Source organism: Pseudomonas brassicacearum, from assembly GCF_000585995.1.
Taxonomy (GTDB): Bacteria; Pseudomonadota; Gammaproteobacteria; order Pseudomonadales; family Pseudomonadaceae; genus Aquipseudomonas; species Aquipseudomonas brassicacearum_A.
On record NZ_CP007410.1, the window covers coordinates 4,033,273 to 4,057,312 of the forward strand.

Annotated in this window: 20 protein-coding genes; 10 read left to right on the forward strand and 10 right to left on the reverse strand. The window is 59.3% G+C overall.

Features of this window, described 5'->3' with window-relative positions; all coding sequences use genetic code 11:
* Positions 1–231: 231 nt before the first annotated feature.
* Both CD58_RS16960 and CD58_RS16965 read right to left on the reverse strand, forming a co-directional pair.
* Positions 232–447 carry a DUF6434 domain-containing protein gene (locus CD58_RS16960; RefSeq protein ID WP_025214195.1) on the reverse strand — a complete coding sequence of 72 codons (216 nt, stop codon included), beginning with the start codon at positions 445–447 and terminating at the stop codon, positions 232–234.
* A gap of 183 nt (positions 448–630) precedes the next feature.
* Positions 631–1,239, reverse strand: a complete 609-nt coding sequence (locus CD58_RS16965; RefSeq protein ID WP_025214196.1) for a LysE family translocator — start codon at positions 1,237–1,239, stop codon at positions 631–633.
* Positions 1,240–1,351: 112 nt separating this feature from the next.
* Here CD58_RS16965 and CD58_RS16970 point away from each other — a divergent pair, with 112 nt between their 5' ends.
* Positions 1,352–2,215, forward strand: coding sequence for a LysR family transcriptional regulator (locus tag CD58_RS16970; RefSeq protein WP_025214197.1), 864 nt, complete (start codon positions 1,352–1,354; stop codon positions 2,213–2,215).
* Between the two features lie 82 nt (positions 2,216–2,297).
* Here CD58_RS16970 and CD58_RS16975 read toward each other — a convergent pair whose 3' ends face one another.
* The 3 genes from CD58_RS16975 to CD58_RS16985 all read right to left on the reverse strand — a co-directional run bounded on the left by CD58_RS16975 (position 2,298) and on the right by CD58_RS16985 (position 6,150).
* A complete protein-coding gene (locus CD58_RS16975; protein WP_025214198.1) occupies positions 2,298–3,551 on the reverse strand; it encodes an OprD family porin in 1,254 nt (417 codons plus the stop codon).
* A gap of 94 nt (positions 3,552–3,645) precedes the next feature.
* Complete coding sequence (locus CD58_RS16980) at positions 3,646–4,950, reverse strand: CitMHS family transporter (protein WP_025214199.1); 1,305 nt, start codon at positions 4,948–4,950, stop codon at positions 3,646–3,648.
* Between the two features lie 117 nt (positions 4,951–5,067).
* Entirely contained in the window at positions 5,068–6,150 is a 1,083-nt protein-coding gene (locus CD58_RS16985) for a 4-oxalomesaconate tautomerase (protein WP_025214200.1), read from the reverse strand.
* 168 nt (positions 6,151–6,318) lie between these two features.
* Here CD58_RS16985 and CD58_RS16990 point away from each other — a divergent pair, with 168 nt between their 5' ends.
* From CD58_RS16990 to CD58_RS17000, 3 genes are all read left to right on the forward strand, one after another.
* Positions 6,319–7,209, forward strand: coding sequence for a LysR family transcriptional regulator (locus CD58_RS16990; RefSeq protein ID WP_025214201.1), 891 nt, complete (start codon positions 6,319–6,321; stop codon positions 7,207–7,209).
* A 332-nt stretch (positions 7,210–7,541) separates the two neighbouring features.
* Complete coding sequence (locus tag CD58_RS16995; protein WP_144238583.1) at positions 7,542–7,787, forward strand: hypothetical protein; 246 nt, start codon at positions 7,542–7,544, stop codon at positions 7,785–7,787.
* Positions 7,788–7,918: 131 nt separating this feature from the next.
* Positions 7,919–8,698: an SDR family NAD(P)-dependent oxidoreductase gene (locus CD58_RS17000; RefSeq protein ID WP_025214203.1), complete on the forward strand. Its 780-nt coding sequence runs from the start codon at positions 7,919–7,921 to the stop codon at positions 8,696–8,698.
* Between the two features lie 28 nt (positions 8,699–8,726).
* Here the strand turns inward: CD58_RS17000 and CD58_RS17005 are convergent, their stop codons facing one another.
* The 3 genes from CD58_RS17005 to CD58_RS17015 form a co-directional block, all read right to left on the reverse strand.
* The gene (locus CD58_RS17005) at positions 8,727–10,175 is read right to left on the reverse strand and encodes an APC family permease (protein ID WP_025214204.1); all 1,449 of its coding nucleotides are present in this window, start codon (positions 10,173–10,175) and stop codon (positions 8,727–8,729) included.
* A 173-nt stretch (positions 10,176–10,348) separates the two neighbouring features.
* Entirely contained in the window at positions 10,349–11,077 is a 729-nt protein-coding gene (locus tag CD58_RS17010) for an IclR family transcriptional regulator (RefSeq protein ID WP_025214205.1), read from the reverse strand.
* Positions 11,078–11,137: 60 nt separating this feature from the next.
* A complete protein-coding gene (locus CD58_RS17015) occupies positions 11,138–12,100 on the reverse strand; it encodes a helix-turn-helix domain-containing protein (protein WP_025214206.1) in 963 nt (320 codons plus the stop codon).
* Between the two features lie 215 nt (positions 12,101–12,315).
* On the opposite strand from CD58_RS17015, the gene CD58_RS17020 reads away from it, so the two are divergent.
* The 3 genes from CD58_RS17020 (at position 12,316) to CD58_RS17030 (ending at position 15,852) form a co-directional block, all read left to right on the forward strand.
* Complete coding sequence (locus CD58_RS17020; protein WP_025214207.1) at positions 12,316–13,692, forward strand: aspartate aminotransferase family protein; 1,377 nt, start codon at positions 12,316–12,318, stop codon at positions 13,690–13,692.
* 41 nt (positions 13,693–13,733) lie between these two features.
* The gene (locus tag CD58_RS17025) at positions 13,734–15,188 is read left to right on the forward strand and encodes an aldehyde dehydrogenase family protein (RefSeq protein ID WP_025214208.1); all 1,455 of its coding nucleotides are present in this window, start codon (positions 13,734–13,736) and stop codon (positions 15,186–15,188) included.
* A gap of 100 nt (positions 15,189–15,288) precedes the next feature.
* Positions 15,289–15,852 (forward strand): cytochrome b, encoded by a 564-nt coding sequence (locus tag CD58_RS17030; RefSeq protein ID WP_025214209.1) that lies wholly within the window; start codon positions 15,289–15,291, stop codon positions 15,850–15,852.
* A gap of 35 nt (positions 15,853–15,887) precedes the next feature.
* Here CD58_RS17030 and CD58_RS17035 read toward each other — a convergent pair whose 3' ends face one another.
* The gene (locus CD58_RS17035; protein WP_025214210.1) at positions 15,888–18,917 is read right to left on the reverse strand and encodes an EAL domain-containing protein; all 3,030 of its coding nucleotides are present in this window, start codon (positions 18,915–18,917) and stop codon (positions 15,888–15,890) included.
* Complete coding sequence (locus CD58_RS17040; protein WP_025214211.1) at positions 18,905–19,924, reverse strand: substrate-binding domain-containing protein; 1,020 nt, start codon at positions 19,922–19,924, stop codon at positions 18,905–18,907. The genes CD58_RS17035 and CD58_RS17040 overlap by 13 nt, the downstream gene beginning before the upstream one ends.
* Before the next feature lie 418 nt (positions 19,925–20,342).
* On the opposite strand from CD58_RS17040, the gene CD58_RS17045 reads away from it, so the two are divergent.
* The 3 genes from CD58_RS17045 to glcE all read left to right on the forward strand — a co-directional run bounded on the left by CD58_RS17045 (position 20,343) and on the right by glcE (position 24,039).
* Positions 20,343–21,068: a hypothetical protein gene (locus tag CD58_RS17045; RefSeq protein ID WP_025214212.1), complete on the forward strand. Its 726-nt coding sequence runs from the start codon at positions 20,343–20,345 to the stop codon at positions 21,066–21,068.
* 407 nt (positions 21,069–21,475) lie between these two features.
* Positions 21,476–22,975 (forward strand): glycolate oxidase subunit GlcD, encoded by a 1,500-nt coding sequence (gene glcD / locus CD58_RS17050; RefSeq protein WP_025214213.1) that lies wholly within the window; start codon positions 21,476–21,478, stop codon positions 22,973–22,975.
* Positions 22,975–24,039 (forward strand): glycolate oxidase subunit GlcE, encoded by a 1,065-nt coding sequence (gene glcE / locus CD58_RS17055; RefSeq protein WP_025214214.1) that lies wholly within the window; start codon positions 22,975–22,977, stop codon positions 24,037–24,039. The genes glcD and glcE overlap by 1 nt, the downstream gene beginning before the upstream one ends.
* The last annotated feature ends 1 nt before the right edge of the window (position 24,040 follow it).

A 24,040-nucleotide genomic window follows, 5' to 3' on the forward strand; every position in this document is an offset into this window, starting at 1 on the left:
ATTTGCGGCGATGTGGCTATTTTTTGATCGTCGGGTAAAAGGCCCTATCCACTTGGCGGCAGCGTGGTTATCCACAGACATACTCACGGATTTCTTGGATAACTAGGTGAGTTTCAACGCCACGTCTGCCGCAGCAAACCTTTCGACGTTGGGCTTCATCAGGGGCTCGTCCATTCGAATGCCTGACTTCGACCAAAGGCAGTCATGGTACCCACTAGCGAACGTAGCTGCTTAATTGGCAGCACGCTGTCGGCGCCCCCACTCATCAACGAGATCGCCCATGGTCTTGGCTTCTCCATTCCGTATCCAGGCCATAAAGTCCCTGTCGAACTTGAAGCCCGCGCCGCAGTGCTCCGTCATGAATCTGCGAACATTTTGCGTGTTTTTATAACGCTCACAGACGTTGGTATTTCGTGTGAGCGGGTCACTGTGCCAGTTAAAGGTCATGAACGTGGATTCCATATGCAGCGTTTGATTATGGATTTATAGCAGAGTGTGCGACCGAAGCTGCCGGCTCGTTAACGATGGGGCTGGTCAAGGTGGGAGTGTTCGGTGGTTTCCAACAGCTCAACGCCGAACTTGTATGGCGCAGGTGCGGCCGAACTCCGTCTGATACGGAAAGTCCTGCCCTCAGGCATGGATGGGCAAGGCCAACCCAAACAGTACAAAAAACCCACCACAGACTTTATTGAATCGGCGGCCCGTTCGAGCTAACCAAGGCCTGACCCGGTGCGCTGCGCTGGCCACTGCATACTCAACGATGAACTCCACGACTGCGTAGGTCAGCGCGATGGCGATCGTCTGCGCGATGATGCTCCGCTGCGGGTCCAGGAAGGGTGGAATGAACGCGGTGAACAGCAGCAGTGCCTTGGGGTTTGAAATGGCCGATACCAGCCCTTGGCGGAACAGCGACCAATGTCGAAAGCTGGTAGCACCGGTCGTCTCAAGGCTGACGGGAGCAGATCGCCACAGGCCGAAACCCAGCCAGATCAGATAAAGCCCGCCGACAACCTTCAATACGGTGAACCCGGTGGCCGACGCCTGGATCAGTGCACCCAATCCCAACGCGCAAAGCGTCAGCACGAAGGCAAAACCCAGCACGCCGCCCGTGATCGTGAACAGTGTTTTCCGACTCCCGTGAATGGCTCCATGGGTCAGCACCAATAGCGCATTGGGCCCCGGCACTACCGCGATGCCGCAGCAGGTAACCAGGTAGAGCAACCAGGTCTCGAATGGCATGATCAGATCCACGATGTGTTGATTCAAGCCAGCATCTTGCGGGCGAGTAGCTATCATGAAAAGCGCATAATTCACGTCTTAGCCATTCGATTAACGAATAGAGGTCACACCGATGCCTGCCAGTGATTTGCAGATCGATTGGCTCAAGTGCTTCGTGGCAGTGGTGGATGCAGGTTCGCTCTCTGGCGCCGCCCACGAGGTCAACAGATCGCAGTCTGCTGTCAGCATGCAGATGAAGAAACTGGAGACCGCGCTTGGACGGCCATTGTTGAGTCGTGGCCCGAGACACCTTCAACTGACCGACGACGGCCAGACGCTGCTGGGCTATGCCCGTCGCATGCTCGCACTCCATGCCGAGACCCAAGCGGCTTTTCACGGTGAAGAGTTAACCGGACGAATCCGCCTTGGCGTCGCGGAGGACTACGCGGCCAGGTACCTCACACCCGTCCTGAAGCGTTTTTCGCCGCGCTACGCAGGCGTGGAAATAGAACTCACCTGTGAACAGTCGACCACGCTTATCCCGCGTGTGCGAAGCGGCGATCTTGACCTGGCGCTGGTTTCCAGGGACTCACCTCAAAGCGGTACATTTCTCTTCAAGGAGCCCATGGTTTGGGTGGGCTCGCCACAGTTCGAATTGTGGCGACGGGACCCGTTGCCCATCGCAGTCTACGAAAGTGAAAGCCTGGCCCGGCGGTATGCGGTGAACTCATTGAGCCAACAGGGACGCCAATTCAAGGTGGTGTACAACAGCTCCAGCCTTGCGGGCCAGGTGGCCGCCGTCGAGGGTGGTCTCGCCATTGCCGCGATCACCCAGTGCACCGTGCAGGCATCGCTCCAGGTCCTGAGCAGCGAGCACGGTTTGGGAAACATCGAACCCATGGATGTTTCGATTCTGCGCAGCCGGGCCTCTCGCGGGTCCAAGGCGGTCAATAGCCTTCATGCGTTCATCATCAGTGCGCTAAGAGTTCAGGCATGATCACCCAGCATCATCGATTCCGAATGGCCGCAGGTCAAAGCGATGCTAGTGGCCCAGCTAGCATCACTGATGCGCCCTTCCCCTACCAAAGGGCAATGTCGTAGGAAACGTAAATCCGGTTGCTGTCCCGACCGCGTGAAAAATCCGAGCGATAGACGTAATTGCGCAGCTTCACACCCAGCCCTTTGAAGGTGCCTTGCTGTACAACGTAGGCAATTTCTACGTCACGTTCCCATTCCTTGACTGCAGTATTGGACTTGCCATCGTTACCGCTAAGGTAGCGGCTGGAAAAAGTCAGGCCGGGAACACCGAGGCGGGCAAAGTCGTAGCCGTAGCCGAGCATCCAGGTCTTCTCGTCCTCCTCGATGAACTTGCCGATCCCGGCATTGCTGAAGGAATAGACTGTGGCACCGCTGATGTAAGGCAAACCGGCCTCACCACTGAGTTTCTGGTAACCAGCGCTGAACGTGTGGCCGACAACCGCATAGGACAGCAGACCGCTGAGCATGTCGTTGTCAATCTTACCGCCGTAGGCCGAACCCGAATCGACACTGTTGAAGTAACGCAGGTCGCTGGTCAGAACCCCGGCACCCAGCGGCACATCGTGCTGGATGCCGGCAAAGTTCTGCCGGTAGAAGTTCTCCAACTCACCGTAGAAGTAGCTCAGGCGGATGTTCTTACCCAGCTTGTAATCGGCGCCGGCGTAATTGAAATCGCCTGACTCATCGCCGCCATAGCCGTCAGGCACAATCGGCATGCTGTCGCTCGAGTCCCGCAGCTTGAAGCGTTCCAGGGAACCTGCGGTGAGGGCAAGATTGTCGATGTCAGTGCTGCTGATCTGTGTGCCTTGGTAAGTCTGGGGCAGCAGCCGCGCATCGTTGTAGATCAGCACCGGCGTTTTGGGCAACAAGGTGCCGTACTTGACCGTGGTCTTGGCCACCCTGGCCTTGGCGGTCACGCCAGCGCTGGCAAACTCATCGGCCGCACGGCCGTCGTCGTGCACCGGTAACAGGCCGGTGCCGCTGCGGCCAGGTCCGGAGTCGAGCTTGACCCCGAGCAGGCCCAAGGCATCGACGCCAAAGCCGACGGTGCCTGGCGTAAAACCTGACTGGTAATCCAACAGAAAGCCTTGGGCCCATTCAGTGCGCTCGCTCTTCGCGGTTCTCGCCGCGCGTGCGCTCATGCCGTGCTCGTCGCGGAAATTCTCATTGAAGTAGACGTTGCGTAGTTGCAGCTTCAGCTTGCTGTCGTCGATGAAGCCTTCGGCGCTGGCGGTGGCCAACGGCAACAAGCCAAGCATTGGAAACAAAGCCCCACGGGTAAGAAAAGTAGTCATGTCAAACTTCTCGTTGTTGTTATTTGGCGTGCGGGCCAGCGCACACCTCGATAGCGAGGCGTGTCAGGCAGAACAGCAAAAAGTGTCGGGTGGATCAGGAAAACAGCGTCAACGCCCCGGTCAGCAAGGCCAGCGCGGTAATCACCAGGGACGTGAGCACGGCCCACTTGACGGTGGCTTTCTGGAAATCGCCGAGATCGCGATCAACCATGCCCACCAACAACAGGGTCGAAGCCACCAGCGGGCTCATCAAGTGCACCGGCTGACCGAGAATGGAAGCCCGTGCGATTTCCACCGGATCGATCCCATACGCAGCCGCAGCGTTGGCCAGGATAGGCACGACCCCGAAGTAGTACGCATCGTTGGAGAGCACGAAGGTCAACGGCATGCTGGTGATCGCAACCACCAATGGGAACAGGTGCCCCCAGGATGGCGGAATCCAGTCGACCAGGGTTTGCGCCAGCGCATCGACCATTTTCGTCCCGGAGAAAATCCCGGCGAAGATACCAGCGGCAAATACCAGCAGAACCACTGTCATGGCGTTGCCCGAGTGCGCGAGGATACGTTCCTTCTGAATATCCAGTTGCGGATAGTTGATCATCAGCGCCAAGACGAAACCAATCAGGAACAGGATCGCCGAGTGCATGAGCCCCATCACCAGCGCGACCATCACCGCAATCACCAACAGCAGATTGACGTAGGCCAGTTTCGGACGCTTGTGCGGGGTATCCTCGATGATCGCCTTGATGTAGCAGTTATTGCCGCCACTTTGCAGCTGCACATTGCCAATACGCTTGCGCTCGGCCCGGCCCAGCAGAAAGGCAGTGAACACCACCCACATGGCGCCACCGATCATGGTGGGCAGCAACGGAACGAAATACTCACCGGCATCCAGGCCCAAGGCGGCGATTGCACGGGTCGCCGGGCCACCCCAAGGGGTCATGCCGCTCATGATGCTCAGGGAGAGCATTGCAACGGTAGCCAGAATCATGGGGTTCATGCCGATGCGCTTATACAGCGGCAACATGGCGGCGCAGGTGATCATGTAGGTCGTGGTGCCGTCACCGTCCAGTGCCACCACCAGCGATAACAGAGCCGTGCCTACGGCGATTTTCATCGGGTCTCCATTGACCCGTTTGAGCAATTTGCGAATCAACGGATCGAACAGGCCGGCGTCGATCATCAGGCCGAAAAACAGGATCGCGAACAGCAACAGTGCCGCCGAAGGAGCGACCATTTTCAGGCCGTCCAACATCATCTTGCCGGTGGTACCGCCAAACCCGCCGATGACCGCAAAGACGATCGGCACGACCGTCAGGGCCACGATGGGCGACAAACGTTTGGTCATTATCAGGAAGGTGAAGACCACCACCATGGCCAAGCCAAGTAAAGCGAGCATATGTTTGATCTCTTGTTGTTATGAGTACTTCACCAACACCCTGGCGCACGGCCTCCAACCTGCCTGGCAACACGCTCAGTGTGCCTGACTGGACGCGAACGCCAATGATTGTCTGGGCTATCCGGCGAGGCGATGCGAAGTCGTGGCGTAGACGAAACCTGAAAAAAGCCTGCGGGCGGTACGCACCACCGAGGCACGAATGGTCTTCCCCTCGTCGCCGGTGTAGGACAACACGACATCTATTCCACCGCTTGGGTGCTCGATGCGAACCTGCTGCAGGCGTGGCTTGCGGGTTCCGCTGAGCAATTGAGCGGCTACGCTGCCTTCGGTCACACAAGCGGTGGCCAGCCCGATGGAGCCCGTGATCGCCAGAGCGCGATGGCAGCTATGCGGCATGAAGTAGCGCACGTGAAGCGTTCCGCCAAACTTCGCCGGCGACACCAGTACCGGCTTGGGGATCACCTTGTCGCTGACGTCACCAAGGCCCATGGCCAGGCCGGCTTTCAGCCGCAGGGACTCCAGGCGCTGCAGGAAGACTTTATCGGCGTCCAGCTCGGCGGGGCTTTCGTCGCCGCGCTTGCCAAGCTGACTCGCCTCGACGACCAGCATCGGCATCGCCATGTCGATGCAAGTCACCGGAATCCCGTCGATCATATCCAGCGGTTGCCCGGTGGGGAAAAGCTTCCCCGTCTTGCTGCCTGCCGCATCGAGAAAGGTCAATTGCACCGGAGCGGCGGTGCCTGGCACGCCGTCGATGGCGGTGTCGCCTTCATAGCAGACCTTGCCTCCAGGGGTTTGCACATCGGAAATGACAAAAGTCCCGGTATTGAGGTTGCGAATACGCACCTGGGTCAGGTCACCGCAGGCCTTGACCAATCCTTGCTCAATGGCGAATGGGCCAACGGCGCAGAGCATATTGCCGCAGTTGGGCGCGGTATCGACCCGACGCTGGGACACCATGACCTGGACAAAGAGATAATCGACATCCGCCTCGGAATGCAGGGAGGGGCTGACGATCGCCACTTTGCTGGTCTGCGGACTGCCGCCACCGATGCCGTCGATTTCCAGCTCATGGCCGGAGCCCATCAGGTTGAGCAGCAACTCGTCACGTTCGGCGATTGCGGTGGGTAGATCCCAGGCAAGAAATACCGGTCCTTTGGATGTACCACCACGCATTAGCACACAAGGAATTCGTTGCATGAACACTAACTCTTGTTGATCAATCTGGATAATTGATGTTCTAGAAACAAGAGTGGCAGGCTTTCAAAAGTGTTTCCAATGCAAAGATCAGAGAGATTATTGCGTTTCACGAATTAATTATTTTAGGATAATTGGAGCCACGTAGGGCTCTTTCTGGTGGGAAAAGACATGGAATATGAGCTTCAGGACATTCGATCTTTCGTGAAAATCGCTGAACTAGGCAGCTTTCATGAAGCCGCCGATGCGCTGCATCTGTCTCAACCGGCCCTGAGCCGACGGATGAAAAAACTTGAGGAAGGTTTGGGTACAGCCTTGCTTGATCGCACAACGCGCAAAGTCAGCTTGACCAGCGTCGGACGGGATTTCTTGCCCAAGGCGAGGCGCTTGCTGGACGATTTCGACGACTCGATTCTCAATATTCGCGAGTTGGCGGAGCGACAGATCGGCCGGGTGACCTTGGCTTGCATCCCGACTGCAGCCTTCTATTTTTTGCCTTCGGTGATCCGCTTGTATAACGAGCGCTATCCAAAAATTCGCATTCGCCTGCTCGACCTCAGTGCCAACGAAGGCCTGGAGGCGGTGCTACGAGGCGAAGCCGATTTCGGCATCAACATGATGAGCGGCCAGCATCCGGACATCGAATTCGTCCCCCTGGTCAACGAACCCTTCGTATTGGCGTGCCGACGCGACCATGAGTTAGCTGATCGCAGCGCCGTCACCTGGTCGGAACTCAGTGATTATCGACTGATCGGGGTCGGTCGCCTGAGCGGCAACCGCATGCTCCTCGACCATGCCTTGTCGGGCCTGAGCTGGCGTCCGCAGTGGTTCTACGAAGTGCAACACTTGTCCACGTCGCTGGGGTTGGTCGAGGCGGGCCTGGGGGTCTCGGCAATGCCCAGCTTGGCAATGCCTGCCGGGGACCATCCAACCCTGGTCAGCGTGCCGCTGATCGAACCGGTGGTAAATCGATCGCTGGGCCTGGTCTATCGACGGGGTGCCTCGCTGTCCCCCGCCGCAGAGAAATTTGTCTCGATTCTGCTTGAGCAGTGGCCGCAGTGAGGCTTATTTAAAAGCTGCGCTGAACAGCGCAAACCGCTTCTATCGACCAGAAAAACCCCGGATTTCAAGGCGACTTCCGTTGCTTGATCCGGGATGCCTTCCTCATAGCATTTACCCTCTTCAGCCGGCCAAAACGCCAACATATTGGCGACTATTTTGACGAAACAACAAAAGTTAGAAATAGTGCCATTTTTCCGACAAAAGGCATCAATACGCCATTGCTGGGGGTCTGAACGAAGGCTCATCATCCGCCTGTCATTGCTACTCGTTTGGGCCCATCAGGGCTAACGCAGGACGCATCAATCGCATCGCTTCGATGGGAGCAACACAGGATGATGACCGTATACTTTGTGGTTATGGCGATTTGCAGTGGCAACGAAGGCTGTGTGGAAGAACGCAAGCCTGGACCTACCTATGCCACCAAAGAAATATGCATGGAAACGACCAGGGACATGGCGCCGCGCAAAGGCGTGAAATTCAAATGTCGCCGTGAGCGGTTGCTGGTGGTGCCCAATGAAATGCCCCACGCAGCCGGTCTCGAAAGCGTCGTCTCAACCGGCGCCAAAGGACAGCCCTAGGCCGTGCCAATTTGCGCGGGGAACGCTGGACAGATCGCCCCGTTACAGACGCTCAGACACTGCAAAAGAAGATGCACACAAAGCGTGAATCTGAACTACGGTACGCTCTTCAATCGTATCCGGAGATCAGCATGCTGAACGCTATAGCGCAAGATCACGTGGCACTCGTCAGTGGCGTTGGAAGTGAGATCGGAATAGGCATGGCCATCGCCCGCAGGCTTGGCGCAGCCGGCGCCAAATTGATCGTCACGGCGAGTAGCGCCCGCATCCTTGATCGAGTCGAAGACCTGCGCGCCGAAGGGTTCGAAGTCGAAGGGCGGGCCATCGACCTCACCGATGAAAATCAGGTGCGTGAGTTTTGTCTTTGGGCGGAATCCCTTTGGGGGCATGTCGACATACTGGTGAACAACGCGGGCATGGCCATGCAAGGAAGCCCGGAGACTTTTTCGGAATTGGCGAGCATGGATCTGCAGACGTGGAACCTTTCGCTGGCTCGAAACCTGACAACAGCCTTTCTTCTTACACGAGCTGTCCTGCCGGGAATGCAGGCGCGCCGTTACGGGCGCATTATCAATATCAGCTCCACGACTGGCACGCGATGCAGCAATCGCGGCGAAACGGCTTACAGCGCCGCGAAGGCTGCAATGGTCGGGATGAGCATGGGCCTGACGCTTGAAGTGGCCCAGCAGGGAATCACTGTGAACAGCGTCGCTCCCGGCTGGATCGCTACAGGATCGAGCACCCCCGAAGAAGCCCAGGCCGCACGGTACACACCGATGGGCCGGGCCGGACGTCCCGATGAAGTGGCCGCACTGGTTGCTTTCCTCGCGTCTCCAGACGCGAGCTACATCACCGGCGAAGTCATCGTGGTGGATGGCGGCAACTGTCTGGTCGAGAACAAGGCCGTTTAACCCAACCCTGCCGCCATGGCCTGAGGCCTCAGAGCTTGTGGCTACCCAGTGCCCGGTAGCGCTCCGGCGCTGCCTTGCGCAGTCGCGCCGCCAGGCACACCCCCACCAGCAGGGCCGCGGGGATGATGGCGCAGAGGGCATAGGACAGAACCTTGCTGGCCCCGGTGAGCACATCGAAATGAACCACTGCCAGGATCAACACCGCCAGTAGCGCCAGGCAGGATACGCCCGGCAGGATCCGTCCGCGCCAGAGACCGATCTTGAGTTCAGGATGACGCCGGAAGTAGGCCCATACGGCCGCCGAGGTCAGCGCCATCAACAAAATCACACAGAGGGTGGCCAGGTTCGAGAACCAGGCAAACAGCTGCAGGATCGGATCGGCATCCATGGCGGCAAAAATCAGCACGACCACGGCAGAGATCAGGCTCTGCAACACCGACCCCATATGGGGACTCTGGTGGACCCGATGGGTCGTACCCAACCGGCTCGGCAACAAACCGTCACGCCCGATGGCGTAGAAGTAACGGGCCGCTGCGTTATGAAAGGCCAGCAGCCCGGCATAGATACTGACCATGAACAGCACTCGGATAATCTGGGTCAGATACGGGCCGACAAAATGGTCGGACATGCCATAAATAAACGTCGTTGGGTCTTGCAAGGCCTGCAGCGTGGCGACGATTTTGTCCGCCCCTATGCCGACGACCATTGACCAGACCGACAGCGCGTAGAAACCACCGATCAGCAATACCGAGCAGTAGGTGGCAATCGGGATGGTCCGTTGCGGGTTCTTGGCCTCTTCGCCGTAGATAGTCGTGGCCTCGAAGCCGATAAAGGCGGCGAAACAGAACAGCACGCCGATTGAAGGCGTACCGCTGAACACATGGCGACTGCTGAACGAATCCAGGTTGATACCGCTGTCGCCACCGGTTTTGAGAATGGCGAAATCCAGGGTCAAGATGGCCAGGTATTCGGCAATCACCACAATCGAGAGCACCCGGGCAGACAGATCGATCTTGCGATAGCCGAGGATCGCGATACTGGCCATCGCCATCAGCGAGTAAGACCACCACGCCAGCTCCAGCCCAAACACGCTGGCCATCGTGCTACTCACCACGCCCCCGAACATACCGTAGAGTCCGATCTGGAGAATGTTGTAGGCGAACATCGCCAGCACCCCGGCGGCACCGCCAGCCAAACCACCCAAGCCGCGAGATGAGAAGGCATAAAAACCACCGGCATTGGTCACATGACGGGCCATGGTGGTATAGCCCACCGAGAAGGCCAACAACACCAGCAGCGTCAATATCAGCAGGGCCGGCGTGCCCGCACCGTTACCCAGCATGATGCCAATGGGAAAACCACCGGCGATGACGCTCAAAGGACTGGCGGCCGAAACCACGAAGAAGATGATGAAGCCGACACCCAAGGCACCGCGCTTCAACCCAGTCGAACTGTTGATCGGAACAGATACAGTCATTTTTTCTTGACCTTATTGTATGAGGCAGTCGCTGTAGGATCGGTGCAGTCAGCCGCTCACCATCACCGAATAGCTTGTCGCTCTTGTGCATGCTGGACCTGATCCTATGCCTCCCCGTGAACGCCCCGATATCCCAAATCGGTATCTCGTTCCAAACAGGCCAAGGCAACGACTCACTGCTGGGCGATACGCGCCGTCAGTTTCGCCGCCGCGCCAGTCACCAGCTCACACAGGTAGCTCTGCTGAAACGCACGGAACCGCTCGCTGTTCCCAACCAGGGTCATGCTTGCGAGGATTCGCTGCTTTTCGTCGAAGATCGGCGCCGCGACGCCACTGCGTCCCGGGTGCAGCTCGTTTTCGCTGATGCAGTAGCCCTGCTTGCGGATGGCGAGCAGGCTCTTGCTGAACGGCTTCCAGTCCAGCAATCGAGACTGGTTCGCGTGAGCGTCGTAGAGGCGTCGGATCTGGCGCGGCAGCAGATAAGCCAATACGACCCGAGAGGTCGCGCTGTGGAAAAGATCGATCGACCGCCCTCGGTCACCACCGACAGGGCCGGCATCCGAGCCACGCCGAATCAGCACGTTGACCACTGAGTCGCCATGCCACTCGCTGACCAGTGCATCCAGGCCGGTGTCGGCGACCAGTTTGTCGACCAGGTCCCGGCTGCATGCCAACAACGGATCGTAGTGGGTCATCTGATGCTCCAGCGCGACGATTCGCGGGCCGAGTGCGTAGCCGCGCGGCAATCGCTTCAACAAGCCCGCGTCACCGAGTTCGCGCAGATAGCGGTAGGCCGTGGCGGGCGCGTAGCCGAGCTCCCGGCAAATGATGTCCACATCGATGACCGGTTGTTCCGGACGAAACAGGTCGAAGACCATGAGCAGGCGGCGAAGACTATTCATCTTTTTCTACATCCTTGTGGCGTCAACGGCCGCCCGACACTGAGTGCAGCGGGCTGATGTTCAGGCATGGGCGCAACCGGGGATGGCTGCGCGCGTGGTATGGGATGGCAACTCGGCGAACAGCTCCTGGTACTCCGCCGCGAAATGGCTGAGGTGATAGAAGCCCCACTGGGCAGCGGCATCGCCAATCGAAAGATGCGACGCGGGGGTAGATATCAAGATTCGGCGCACACCGTTGAGCCTCACGGAGCGCAAGTAGTTCAGCGGCGTCGTCTCGGCAACCGAGCGGAAGCTGTTCTGCACGGTACGCCGGCTCACCTGGAGTCGCTGGCACAGCTCGTTCACGCTGGGCACGGTGATCATCTCTGCGGTCGCCAGACGGTGGCATTTCTCGACAATGAAGCTGCGCGTGGAGCTTGCGATGCGCTGCTGCTTATTGCAGGCCGGATCGGTCATGAGTTGCAGCAACTCACCGAGCATGGCCTGCTCCAACGCCGGATCATCCGCGCTGTCGAGCTCTTCGTGCGCCAGGGCCTGGGAGAACACCGCCAGCAATCGGCGGCGAGCATGGGCGAAGCGCTGACTGGAAACCCTGATCACCGGTTGACGCAACAACTGGCTGATTTCCTTGGCCGACGTCGTTTGCGCCAACGCCTGCTCGAACCATTCACGTTCGAACGTGATGGACAGTAGCTCCATGCCCATCGGCATATGGAACATGAACTCCTCGCCACCATGGAGAAAGAACAGGCTGCTGTCGTCCACTTCCCGCCCCTGCATCCGCGTCGAACCCGGGACGGTGACCGGCACCGCGAAGCACATCCTGCCCCGGGGGGCCACGCCGTGCTGCACGACACGCTGGTTAATCTGCTCGCGAAAAACGTGGCATCGCGCAGTGGTCAACTGCATGAGCGAACTCTCGGCCAAACCGGCGGTTAACTGGTTGTAGTCCTGGTTCCACTCCTGGATGGTGGCGGCATGGACATGAATGTCTCGAAAATGGCTTATGCTCTGATTTCTCATAATGCGCGAAAGCCTCTGCAAATATTATTGTTTTTAGGTCGCTTTCCCGTGTGATATTCGCACATAGATAAAATATTGCACAATTCTCTGACGAACAGTCAATCCACTGGAGCTCGCGTTCGGGGCGGTCCACCCATGTGCCGATTCGGGCTACCGGCCAGGAGCACGCCACGAGGATGATCGGCACACTGAAACCGACATTCTGAGAGGCCGTCATGAGCGAAACCAAACTTGAATCCCTGCACTTCGCGGATGCCCCGCGGATTACCTCCGGCACCGTGCCTGGTCCCAAGACCCGCGAGGCCCTGGCGTTGTCGGAGCGCACCGAGTCGATGGCGCGCGGCGGCGGACGCATGCCCGTGGCCATGGACCGTGCGTTTGGCGCGACCTTCAAGGACCCGGACGGCAACACCTACATTGACCTGTCCGCAGGCGTGGGTGTCAGCAGCGTAGGCCGCTGCCACCCGAAGGTGGTGCAGGCCATCCGCGAACAGTCCGAGGTGCTGATGCATGCCTTGGAAGTCAATAGCACCCGGCGCACCGAACTGGCAGCCAAGCTCTCCGAGATCGCACCCGACGGTTTGCGTGGCGACTGCATCACGTTCTTCACGCAAAGCGGCAGCGATGCGCTGGAGGCCGCCATCAAGTTTGCCAAGCGCATCACCGGGCGGCACCAGATCATCGCCTTCCACGGTGGCTACCACGGCGTGTGGAACGCTTCGGGTTCCCTGACCACAGGCACGGCCTACCGCAAGGGCTATGGCGCCCAAATGGGCGGCGTCATTCACGCCCCCTACCCTTATGCCTACCGTTTTCCCTTTGACACCACTCACAAAAGCGCCGAGCAGATCGCCGGCGAATACGTGGACTACCTGCTGAACACGCCCTACACCGCTGCCGATGACGTGGCCGCCGTGATCGTGGAACCGGTGCAGGGCGAAGGCGGCTACGTGCCCCCTTCGGCAGAGTTCCTGCAACTGTTGCGCAAGGCCTGCGACCGCAGCGGCACGCTGTTGATCGTTGATGAAGTGCAGTCCGGCGCAGGGCGCACCGGCAAGATGTGGGCAGTCGAGCACTCCGGCGTCAAGCCCGACATGCTCACCTTCGGCAAGGGCATCGGCAGCGACCTGCCGATGGCCGGCCTGATCATGCGTTCGGACCTGGCGGCCGCGATTCCTGACGGCTCGATGCCCAATACCTTCGCCGCCAACTCGTTGTCCGCGGCAGTGGCGCTGACCAACATCAGCATCCTGCAAGACCCGGAGCTCGATCTGCTCAACCGTGCCCACGCGCTGGGGCTGGAGGCGCAGGAACGCATCCGCGGATTCCACAGCCCGTTGGTGGGTGAAGTACGCGGCCGCGGCCTGATGATCGGTATCGAGCTGGTGGAAGACCCGGTCACCAAGGCCCCCCTGGAACCCCAGAAGATCGGCCAGCTCATGGGCTACCTGTTGAACCACGGTGTGCTGATGATTCCCTGCGGTCGCTACAGCAATGTGATGCGGGTCATGCCCTCGCTGACGATCTCACGCTCGCTGTTCTTCAAGGCCCTGGACATCTTTGGCGACGCCTTGGCTTCCCTCAAGGCATGAGGCGAGCAGCCCCGACCCTTCCCTATCACACAGGCTCCCATATGAATCAGCACTTGAATCACTTCATCCAAGGCGCGTCCTTCGAAGCCTCCGACGGTCGTCGCATACCCCTCATCAACCCCGTGACAGAACAGGCATACGGCAGCTCCGCACGCGGCACGGCCGAGGACGTGGACCGTGCCGTGAGCGCGGCGCTCACCCAACTCGAGCGTGGCGCCTGGAGCCAGCTTGACGGCGCTCAGCGCGCTCGACTGCTGTCGAAACTGGCTGACCTGGTCGAACGCGACAGCGAATTGCTGGCCGACCTGGACGCCAACGCCATCGGTCGCTCACCGCTCGAACCGCGCCGGATGGACCTGCCCAACGCGATCGCCAACCTGCGCGCCGCCGCCGGCTGGGCCAACCAGCTCGAGGGGCGCACCATTCCCACCGGTGGCTACTTCGGCGCCAAGACCCTCTCGTACACGATACGCGAGCCGGTGGGCGTGGTCGGCGCCATCGTGCCCTGGAACTCACCGCTGATGATCACGGTGTGGAAGCTCGCCGCGTTGCTGGCAGCAGGCTGTACCGTGGTCATCAAGCCTTCGGAAGAAACCCCGCAGTCAGCCCTGCACCTGGCGGCGCTGGCCCAGGAAGCGGGCTTCCCTGACGGCGTGATCAACGTGGTCACCGGCTACGGCAACGAGGTGGGTCGCGCGTTGTGCGAACACCCGCACGTCGCCAAGATCAGCTTCACCGGCAGCCCCGAGGCTGGACGCGAGATCCAGCGCACCGCCGGCGTGCTGTTCAAGCGCGTGGCACTGGAGCTGGGCGGCAAGAGCCCACAGATTGTCTTCGACGACGCCTCCTTCGAGGACGCGCTGCGCGGCTGCGCGCTCGGCCTGTTCGTCAACCAAGGCCAGATCTGCGCAGCGGGCTCGCGCATCCTGGTACACCGCAGCCTCGCCGATCGCTTCGCCGCGGCGCTTGCCGATGCTGCCCGTGCGGTCAAGGTGGGCGATCCCCGGCAACCCGACATACAGATGGGGCCGGTGGCCAAGAAAGCGCAATTCGATCGCGTCAACCGCTACATCCAGCTGGGCATCGACCAAGGCGCCTCGCTACTGGCCGGCGGTGTATCGAGCCCTGAACAGGGCTGGTTTGTCCAACCGACGATCTTCGCCAATGCCCGCAATGACATGGCGATCGCCCAGGATGAGATCTTCGGGCCCGTCGGCACAGTGATCACCTTCGACAGCGAAGATGAAGCGGTCGCCCTGGCCAACGATTCCACCTACGGCCTGGCGGCCACGGTCTGGACCGCCGACCTGGTGCGAGCGCACCGCGTAGCCGCTGCGGTAAAGGCTGGCGCCGTGGGTATCAACTGCTGGAGCCCGCTGGACGCCAACCTGCCCTGGGGTGGCGTCAAGGCCAGCGGCATTGGCCGTGAGGGCGGGTTTGGCGGCGCGTTGGCCTACACCGAGGAGAAGGTCATCACCGTCCTGCTGCCGACCTGAAAAACAATCACTGCACCGACCACCCTCGAGGCCTTGTGTCGCCGAGGGTGGTATTGAACCGTGCATTTTCGATGTCTTGATGATCAATGAAGAGGCTGCGATGAACGCCATAAAACAAGCGACAATTGATCGGTACCCAGCATCCCTGCGAGTTTTGCACTGGGTACGCGCCGTGCTTATCGCCGGCCTCCTCTGGGTCGGCTGGCATATGACCGGCATGGACGATGAAGTGGCGAGCAAGTACGAGCTTTATTACCCATGGCACAAGTCCTTCGGAGTGCTGGCGTTTCTGCTGGTGCTGGTGCAAATCGCCTTGCGTTGGCGCGCCCCCAGACTCCCGTTGCCGCCGGAAACATTGGCCGCCCATGAGCGGTTTTTGTCACGCCTGGTGCAACGTTCCATGTACGTACTGATCGTCGCCGTACCGCTGATGGGCTACTCGATGTCCAGCACCTACACAATGAGCGACGGCGTGTTCTTTTTTGGCGTCAACCTGCCCGAGCTCCTTCCGAAAAATGACGATTGGTTCGTCGTCTTTCAATGGTTGCACAAGGTGCTCGCCTATACCCTGCTCGGGCTGATCGTGTTGCATGTCGCGGGCGCCCTCAAGCACCGGGTCTTCGACCGCGACCCTCGCAACGACGTCCTGCGCCGCATGCTGTGATTGGATGAGGCTGCGTTTTACCGTACGCCGAGTCATCAATGCCTGGGCATTTGACTGCCCGGGCCTTTTACATCGCGCTTTTGCCTTGCCGAGTCAGGGTTCGCAACGCGGCTCGATTGAGGCAACCGAGGCGTACGCAGCAACAGACCGACTTCCTCTGCGCTGACCGCTTTGCTGAACAAGAAGCCCTGGATTTCATCGCAGCCGTTTTCATACAGGAACGTTCGCTGTTCTTCAGTTTCGACACCTTCGGCAATGACCTTGAGGTTCAGTTTGTGCCCCAACGAAATCACGGCGGTGGCAATGGCTTTGTCGTTCTCGTTGTCGGGCAGGTCGCGCACGAAAGACTGATCGATCTTGAGTCTCGCGATCGGGAAGGTTTTCAATGCGGCGAGGCTGGAGTACCCGGTGCCGAAGTCGTCGATCGAGAGGCTGATCCCCATCGATTGCAGCTCCTTCATTTTGCTGATGGCTTGCTGAAGGTCTTGCATGATCAGACTTTCGGTCAGCTCCAGCTCAAGGTACATCGGGTCCAGCCCGGCTTCTTGCAGGGCATGCCTCACCCGGTCGATCAGGTTCCTTTCGATGAACTGGCGTGCTGAAATATTCACCGACATGGTGATCGGCGGCCAACCCGCATCCTGCCAGGCTTTGTTCTGTCTGCACGCGGCATGAATCACCCAGTCACCGATGGGCACGATCAACCCGGTTTCTTCGGCCTGCGGAATGAATTTGATTGGAGACACCATGCCGAGCTCGGGGTGCTGCCAGCGGATCAACGCCTCTACGCCGATAATCCGGCCCGAATGCAAATCCACCTGTGGCTGATACAACAGGAGGAACTCGTCATGGTTGAGCGCGTTTCGAAGCCCGTCTTGCATGGCGAGCTTGCCCTGGACCTTGTTATTCATCTCGCTCGTATAGAACTGGTAGCTGTTGCGACCCAGTTCCTTGGCCCGGTACATGGCGGCGTCCGCGTTGCTGAGCAATGTATCGGTATCGCTGCCGTCGGCGGGATAGCAGGCCAACCCCATGCTACAGGTGACGTGAAGTGTATGTCCGCCGAGCTGGATCGGCTGCAGGATGGCTTCCTGGATTTTGTGTAGGGCCGGGGTCACGCCGTCGAGGTCTGATGGCTGATCGAACAGGACGATCACAAACTCATCGCCACCCAGCCGCACGACAGTATCGGTGCGGCGTACACACCCCTGCATGCGCTGGGCGACGGTTTTCAGCAGTTCGTCTCCTGCGCTGTGCCCAAGGCTGTCATTGACCAGTTTGAACTTGTCCAGATCAAGAAACACCACCGTCACCAGACGGTTATAGCGCTGGGCATAAAGTATGGCCTGCTTGAGACGGTCTTCGAGCAGCGTGCGATTGGGTAATCCGGTCAGCGCATCATGGTCACCCATGTAACGAATGCGCTTTTCCGTCAGTTGCCGTTCTATCGCAATGCCGGCAAGCGGTGTGGCCATGTCGATCAGCCGCGCCTCGAACGCGCTTGGGCTGCGTACGGTGCTGGAATACAAGGCAAACGTACCCAATACCTTTCGCTCATGGGACAAAATCGGCGTCGACCAGCATGAGCGAATGCCATAGAGTGCTGCGATCGAGCGGTATTCCTCCCACAGCGGATCCAGCTCGATATCCGTGACGATGACCGGTTCTCGTCGATACACCGCGGTGCCGCATGAACCGACGTTCGGACCGATCGCAATCCCGTCGATAATCTCGTTGTAGGCTTTCGGCAAACTGGGCGCAGCCCCGTGTAGCAGGTGCTTGCCCTCTTCATCCAGTACCAGGATCGACACCCTTATCCCTTTCAGCTGGGACTCGACCAGGTGAGCCAGGCTCTCGAGGACTTCTGCCAGCTCGGTGCTCCTGGCGATCAGCTCCAGGACATGACCCTGCCCGGCCCGGATGATGGCTTCTTGCTCCAGTCGATTGTTTTGCACAGCGAGCCGCTCGGTGGCGATGCTCAGTTGGACGGTTTTTTTTTCCAGCTGAATTCGGTCCTTGAGGAACTGATTCACCGCGCGAGCCATGTTGCCGATCTCGTCCTTCCCATGTTCGGCCATCATCAAATGGGTTTTTTCCGTATGTTCCTGACGCAATTGCCGGCTTATTTCATTCAGGCGTACGAGCACATGACGGCCCATGAAAACCCGGGTCACGAACCAGGCGAACACCAGGCTGGCGCCCAACATGATCAGTACCCATTGCTGGCTACGATTCGAGGCCTCGACCAGGCGCTGCACGGCTTCGCGATAGTCTTCGGTGTAAGCGCTGGATTGAGTACGGGCCACCGTCACCAGAACCCCTGCCTCATTCTTCAGTTCCTCATTAAAGCGCTGTATGACGTTGTGCTGATTGATGAGCCTCAAGCGCTGGGAAAAGAGATCGGACGTCACCCCATCAGCGTCGGGTAACTTGCCTGCGGCCTGTGACAGGTGTGCATATCGGATCCGCAGCCGTTGCACGGCATCACTGTCGACAGCCTGCGGCAGCTCGAAAAGTAACACCGCCAGTTCCAGGTTGGCCCGGGTCTGGGTCGCGGTTAACCGGGCAGTCTGATCCTTCAGGGTTTGCTCGAACGTGACCTCGGTTTGCAGCAGGCTTTCTCGCAACTGCGCAACGATGTTGGCGGTATTGCGGAACATCTGACTCGACTGATGCATGTCGAGTATCGCCACGCCACTGTTCGCGGCAGTCAGCTGCTGCACCAATTGATCGAGGGCTTCAAGCTGTTCGACGGTCGCCGCATAGCTTGAGCGCAGGGTGTCAGGGGAGCGGGTTGTCAGGAGCTGATCGGTCTGGCGTTCGATCAACGAAGTACGATGCAGCATGTCTTGCCCATTTTGCATGCGAACCAGTCGTTCATCCGTCAGCTGGCGGGTGGCGCTGTTTGACGTGCGCAGCGCGTAGACCGCCGTTGCACCACCCGCCAGGATCAGCAGCGCCAGCGTCAGAAACGCCAGTGTGAACTGTGCGCGGAGCGATTGCGGCAATAGCCGGCGATACTGCCTTGCGAGCCGGGAAGTCACGTTCAAATTCAGGGATTCCATAGGTGCCGATAGATGTCTCGATAGCCATTGTCAGGGTCGTACTGAAATTTTTCCCCGCCGTCGAAGGCGATATTGTCGGCATTGACCAGATGAACCGGCGCAACGAAGCCGCTCACCGGCAGCCCTGCAAACAACCGGTTCAATTCATCCATCAGTTGCCAGCCATGCAAGTTGAGCGGCTCGGCCACGGTGACGGTCTGGTAGGTTTTTGCCTGTATGCGCAAGAAAGCCGAAGCGCTGCCATCACCGGCAGACAACAGGCTGAGGCCGTCACTGGGTATTGCGGCGCTGGTCAATGAGGCAATCGAGTAGTCGAAATAGATATCGTTGATGGCCAACGTGTGGGTCCAGCGCTTGCCATGGCGCTGAAGCAACTCCTTGGTGATCGCCGGCATCTTCTCGCTACTTTCGGAGATCGCGACATCGCGCACTTCCAGCAACGTACATTCCCGACAGGCCCGAATGACGTTTTCCATGGCCTTGGCTTTCGCCATGGCGATGCTGTACTTGGAGTCGGTCAGGATGACCACCCCGGCGTGTCCGTTTGACTGTGCCACTGCTGCCATGGCCGTGAGGCGAGCCACTTCGAGCGGGTCAGTCGTAACGTTCATCGCCACCGGCGTGTCGTCAATCGGCCCGGGGCGTACCCCGGCGTGCCAGCCCACCACCGGCACCTCCTTGTTGGCAAAGAGGGTCAGCGCCGCCTTGTTCTCAAGGGCATCGGAGCCGCACAGAATGAGGCCGTCGGGTTTCGCGGCCAAGGCATCGGAAAAAGCCTTTGCGCGCCCGGCCGATGAGCCGGCGCCATCGAATATCTTCAGCGTCCAACCCATCGCCTTGGCGGCCTCGCGAGCGCCCTGCGCCACCCCGACAATGCCTCCGTTTCGCAAATCCTCTGCGACAAGGGCGATGCTCTTGCCCCGCGGCGCTTGCGGGCCGGATTCAGGACCGCTCCAGCGAACGGCTCCGAGGCTGGCCCTGGAAACCATTTCCTGTGCTTGAATCACCGTAACCGTGGCGTTTTCTCCACCCGCGGCGGTGGGCAGGCTCTGGCCGTACCCCGGAGATGCCGTGACAAGGCAGAAAACCGTCATTGAAACCATCCAAAGTGGCCAGGGCCTGAGTAACCAGGGCCTGACCAGACAGGTTCGATGACCGCATGGAATGCCGGGTCCGGAGCCGATAGCGCGATCATGGTCTGGCATGGCGTCCCTTTTTGCCAAGAGTGCAGTGTTACGAAAGGATAGTCGGTTCTGCTGTCATCTGGTTTTTTGTGGGTAAAGTACAACTGAGGAGCCAGAAACGTCCCGTCCAGTGGCATGCCTGGGTTGAGCTTCAGTCCGTCAGGTTCTCACTCTGCAGCACTCAAATTTTTCCATAGGCCGTCGATACATTGCCTACTTCGGACGTCCAGGGAATGACGACATGACCGTTTCTTTTAGCGCTACGTTTACCCAGCCATCAGCCACTCAACTGCGCCAAACCAGCCAACCATTGACCGCGAAGACGCTCAGTGAAGACCTGCTGAAAACGTCGGTTAACATCAATCCGGCGGCGATCTACCATCCGGTCAATGAAACCCCAGTGCCGATCCCGACAACGGAATCGATCGAGAGCATGATCGCTCGGACCCAGTCGCCGGACTTCCCGCAAATTGCCGCGCAACACAAAAACGCCCATCAATCGCTGAAATTTGCTTTCGAAGAGTTCCAGTCAGCATTGGCCTACACCTATCCGGATCTGGCCGACAAAAAATTTGGCTTCACCATTGAAGCGGATGGCAACCTCAAGGCCCTCGACAGTTCAGGCCAGCTCAGCGCTGCCGACATGGATCGGCTGAACCAACTGCTAAATGCCTCCAGTGCGTTGCAATCGGCAGCGAGCAGTTACCGCGATGCCTCCATTGACTTGGTGGCCGCCGACGCTACGTGGGGTGGCAACTTCACGGGTGGGTACATCCTGAACAAGGACAACTTCGCCAACACCATCGATCTGGGTGCCTTGTTCCTCAAAAAAGGGGCAATGCCAAACGCTGAGACTCTGAACGGTTTCTTCTCTTCTCAGTTGTGGAGTAAAGGTGAGCGGATGACGCATGAAACAGTCACGCAGATGACTGAGCGCAGCGCCAGTGTGGTCGACGTCACGGTCTGATTTTTTCAGGGCATCTCCACAGCTCCAAATAGTTAGTAGTTCCTCATGAAAAAGGTATTCCTGGATACGGGCGCCAGCTCGCCGAACGCGAGGGTTGGCGCCGCTCGTTCAGTGGCTGACTATCCGTGTTCGTATTTCACTTGCAGATGACGGCTCGTTCCTGCGCTGTCCATTGATTCTCGAACGGGCATGACCAGCTTCATCAACAGAATAAAATCTGTCCAAATCCAAGAATAACCAACTGTTTTTTTAAAGGTTTTTAAATAACCAGAAAAATCAAGATTGAAGAATCTGGTTCGACCAGCCAAACAACACATGGACAGTAAGACGCGCCGGACCAATGATGTAAGTCAGCTGTATCCGGAAACGGACCTCTAATAAAAACAACTGAGCGTCGTCCACCGACTATGAACATTCTCTACGATGAACGCGTTGACGGTGTCCTGCCCGACGTCGATAAAAACGCCCTGCTGCAGGCCCTGCAAACCCAGTGGCCCGATCTGGAAATCCTGCATCAGCGCGAAGAACTCAAGCCGTACGAATGCGACGGACTCTCCGCCTATCGCACCACGCCAATGCTGGTGGTGCTGCCGCGCCACATCGACCAGGTCCAGGGCGTGCTCCGGCTCTGCCATGAACGGCAGGTACCGGTCGTCGCCCGCGGTGCGGGCACGGGTTTGTCCGGCGGTGCATTGCCGCTGGAAAAAGGTGTGCTGCTGGTGATGGCGCGCTTCAACCACATCCTCCACATCGACCCCGCCGCCCGCACCGCCCGCGTCCAACCAGGCGTTCGTAACCTGGCGATTTCCCAGGCCGCCGCACCGTTTGGCCTGTACTACGCGCCAGACCCCTCCTCCCAGATTGCCTGTTCGATCGGCGGTAATGTGGCGGAGAACGCCGGCGGCGTACATTGCCTGAAGTACGGACTGACCGTGCACAACCTGCTCAAGGTCGACATCCTCACCGTCGACGGCGAGCACCTGACGCTGGGGTCCCAGGCCCTCGACTCACCCGGTTTCGATCTGCTGGCGTTGTTCACCGGTTCCGAAGGTATGCTTGGGGTGATCACCGAGGTCACGGTCAAACTGCTGCCCAAGCCACAAACCGCCAAAGTACTGCTAGCGGCCTTCGATTCCGTCGAAAAGGCTGGCCGCGCAGTGGGTGACATTATTGCCGCGGGCATCATCCCGGGCGGCCTGGAAATGATGGACAACCTGGCCATTCGCGCCGCCGAAGACTTCATCCACGCCGGCTACCCGGTCGACGCCGAAGCCATTCTGTTGTGCGAACTCGATGGTGTGGAAGCCGACGTCCATGATGACTGCGACCGCGTGCGCCAAGTGCTGGAGCAGGCCGGCGCCACCGAAGTGCGCCAGGCTCGCGACGAGGCCGAACGTGTGCGTTTCTGGGCCGGGCGCAAGAATGCCTTTCCGGCGGTGGGCCGCCTCTCGCCGGATTATTACTGCATGGACGGGACGATCCCGCGCCGGGAACTGCCCGGTGTGCTGCAGGCGATCGCGGCGTTATCAGCCGAGTACGACCTGCGCGTGGCCAACGTTTTCCACGCCGGCGACGGCAACATGCATCCACTGATTCTGTTCGATGCCAATCAACCGGGTGAACTCGATCGCGCCGAAGCCCTGGGCGGCAAGATCCTCGAATTGTGCGTGAAGGTCGGCGGCAGCATTACCGGTGAACACGGTGTGGGCCGCGAGAAAATCAATCAGATGTGCGCGCAGTTCAACAGCGATGAGCTGACCGTGTTCCATGCCGTCAAGGCGGCGTTCGATCCGAGCGGGTTACTCAACCCGGGCAAGAATATTCCGACACTGCATCGCTGCGCCGAGTTTGGTGCCATGCACGTGCATATGGGTCAGATGCCCTTCCCTGAATTGGAGCGTTTCTGATGCGCAGCGAACACGATATCGATGACAGCGCAGCGCTGCTGGAGCAGGTCAACCAGGCGCTGGAAAACGCCACCCCGCTGCGCATCCAGGGTTCCAACAGCAAGGCGTTCCTGGGGCGCAGCGTGGCGGGTGAAGTCCTCGACACCCGCTCCCATCGGGGCATCGTCAGCTACGACCCGACCGAACTGGTGATCACCGCTCGCTGCGGCACGCCATTGGCACACTTGTCTGAAGTGCTGGACGCGTCGCAGCAGATGCTGCCTTGCGAACCGCCCTCCTTCGGTGACGACGCCACGGTGGGCGGCATGATTGCCTGCGGACTCTCGGGGCCGCGACGCCCTTGGTCAGGATCGGTCCGCGACTTCGTCCTCGGGACGCGGGTCATCACCGGCCAGGGCAAGCATCTGCGCTTTGGCGGCGAGGTCATGAAGAACGTCGCCGGCTACGATCTGTCGCGCTTGATGGCCGGCAGTTACGGCTCGCTGGGCGTGGTGACCGAAGTGTCCCTCAAGGTCCTGCCAAAACCACGGCAAGCGTTAAGTATCAGCCTGGAGATGGACACCGATCGTGCCTTGCTACGCCTGGCGGAATGGGGGCAGCAACCGCTGCCGATCAGCGCCGCCTGTCACGACGGCCAGCGCCTGCACCTGCGGCTCGAGGGCGGCGAAGGCTCGGTGGCGGCGGCCCATGACCGTTTGGGTGGGGACTTGCTAGACGCTTCGTACTGGCAAGACCTGAACGAGCATCGATTGAGTTTCTTCGATGAGAGTCAACCGCTCTGGCGCCTTTCCTTGCCGCAGAACGCACCCCGACTGTCGTTGCCGGGCGTTCAATTGATCGATTGGGGCGGCGCCCAGCGCTGGCTCAAATCCGACGCCGAAGCGCCCCTCATTCGCGCGATCGTCGAAGAGGTCGGCGGACATGCGACCTGCTACAGCCATGGCCTGATCGACAGTCCATTCCAACCACTGCCCGACGCGCTGATGCGCTACCACCAGAATTTGAAACAACAACTCGATCCACGGGGCCTCTTCAACCCCGGTCGCCTGTACGCGGAGCTTTGAA

Coding starts and splice junctions, on each gene's coding strand:
- glcE (WP_025214214.1), top strand. CDS start 22,975: ATGCGCAGCGAACACGATATCGATGACAGCGCAGCGCTGCTGGAGCAG.
- CD58_RS16960 (WP_025214195.1), bottom strand. CDS start 447: ATGACCTTTAACTGGCACAGTGACCCGCTCACACGAAATACCAACGTC.
- CD58_RS17035 (WP_025214210.1), bottom strand. CDS start 18,917: ATGGAATCCCTGAATTTGAACGTGACTTCCCGGCTCGCAAGGCAGTAT.
- CD58_RS16995 (WP_144238583.1), top strand. CDS start 7,542: ATGATGACCGTATACTTTGTGGTTATGGCGATTTGCAGTGGCAACGAA.
- CD58_RS16970 (WP_025214197.1), top strand. CDS start 1,352: ATGCCTGCCAGTGATTTGCAGATCGATTGGCTCAAGTGCTTCGTGGCA.
- CD58_RS16965 (WP_025214196.1), bottom strand. CDS start 1,239: ATGCCATTCGAGACCTGGTTGCTCTACCTGGTTACCTGCTGCGGCATC.
- CD58_RS17000 (WP_025214203.1), top strand. CDS start 7,919: ATGCTGAACGCTATAGCGCAAGATCACGTGGCACTCGTCAGTGGCGTT.
- CD58_RS17005 (WP_025214204.1), bottom strand. CDS start 10,175: ATGACTGTATCTGTTCCGATCAACAGTTCGACTGGGTTGAAGCGCGGT.
- CD58_RS17045 (WP_025214212.1), top strand. CDS start 20,343: ATGACCGTTTCTTTTAGCGCTACGTTTACCCAGCCATCAGCCACTCAA.
- CD58_RS17030 (WP_025214209.1), top strand. CDS start 15,289: ATGAACGCCATAAAACAAGCGACAATTGATCGGTACCCAGCATCCCTG.
- CD58_RS16990 (WP_025214201.1), top strand. CDS start 6,319: ATGGAATATGAGCTTCAGGACATTCGATCTTTCGTGAAAATCGCTGAA.
- glcD (WP_025214213.1), top strand. CDS start 21,476: ATGAACATTCTCTACGATGAACGCGTTGACGGTGTCCTGCCCGACGTC.
- CD58_RS17015 (WP_025214206.1), bottom strand. CDS start 12,100: ATGAGAAATCAGAGCATAAGCCATTTTCGAGACATTCATGTCCATGCC.
- CD58_RS17025 (WP_025214208.1), top strand. CDS start 13,734: ATGAATCAGCACTTGAATCACTTCATCCAAGGCGCGTCCTTCGAAGCC.
- CD58_RS17020 (WP_025214207.1), top strand. CDS start 12,316: ATGAGCGAAACCAAACTTGAATCCCTGCACTTCGCGGATGCCCCGCGG.
- CD58_RS16985 (WP_025214200.1), bottom strand. CDS start 6,150: ATGCAACGAATTCCTTGTGTGCTAATGCGTGGTGGTACATCCAAAGGA.
- CD58_RS17010 (WP_025214205.1), bottom strand. CDS start 11,077: ATGAATAGTCTTCGCCGCCTGCTCATGGTCTTCGACCTGTTTCGTCCG.
- CD58_RS16980 (WP_025214199.1), bottom strand. CDS start 4,950: ATGCTCGCTTTACTTGGCTTGGCCATGGTGGTGGTCTTCACCTTCCTG.
- CD58_RS16975 (WP_025214198.1), bottom strand. CDS start 3,551: ATGACTACTTTTCTTACCCGTGGGGCTTTGTTTCCAATGCTTGGCTTG.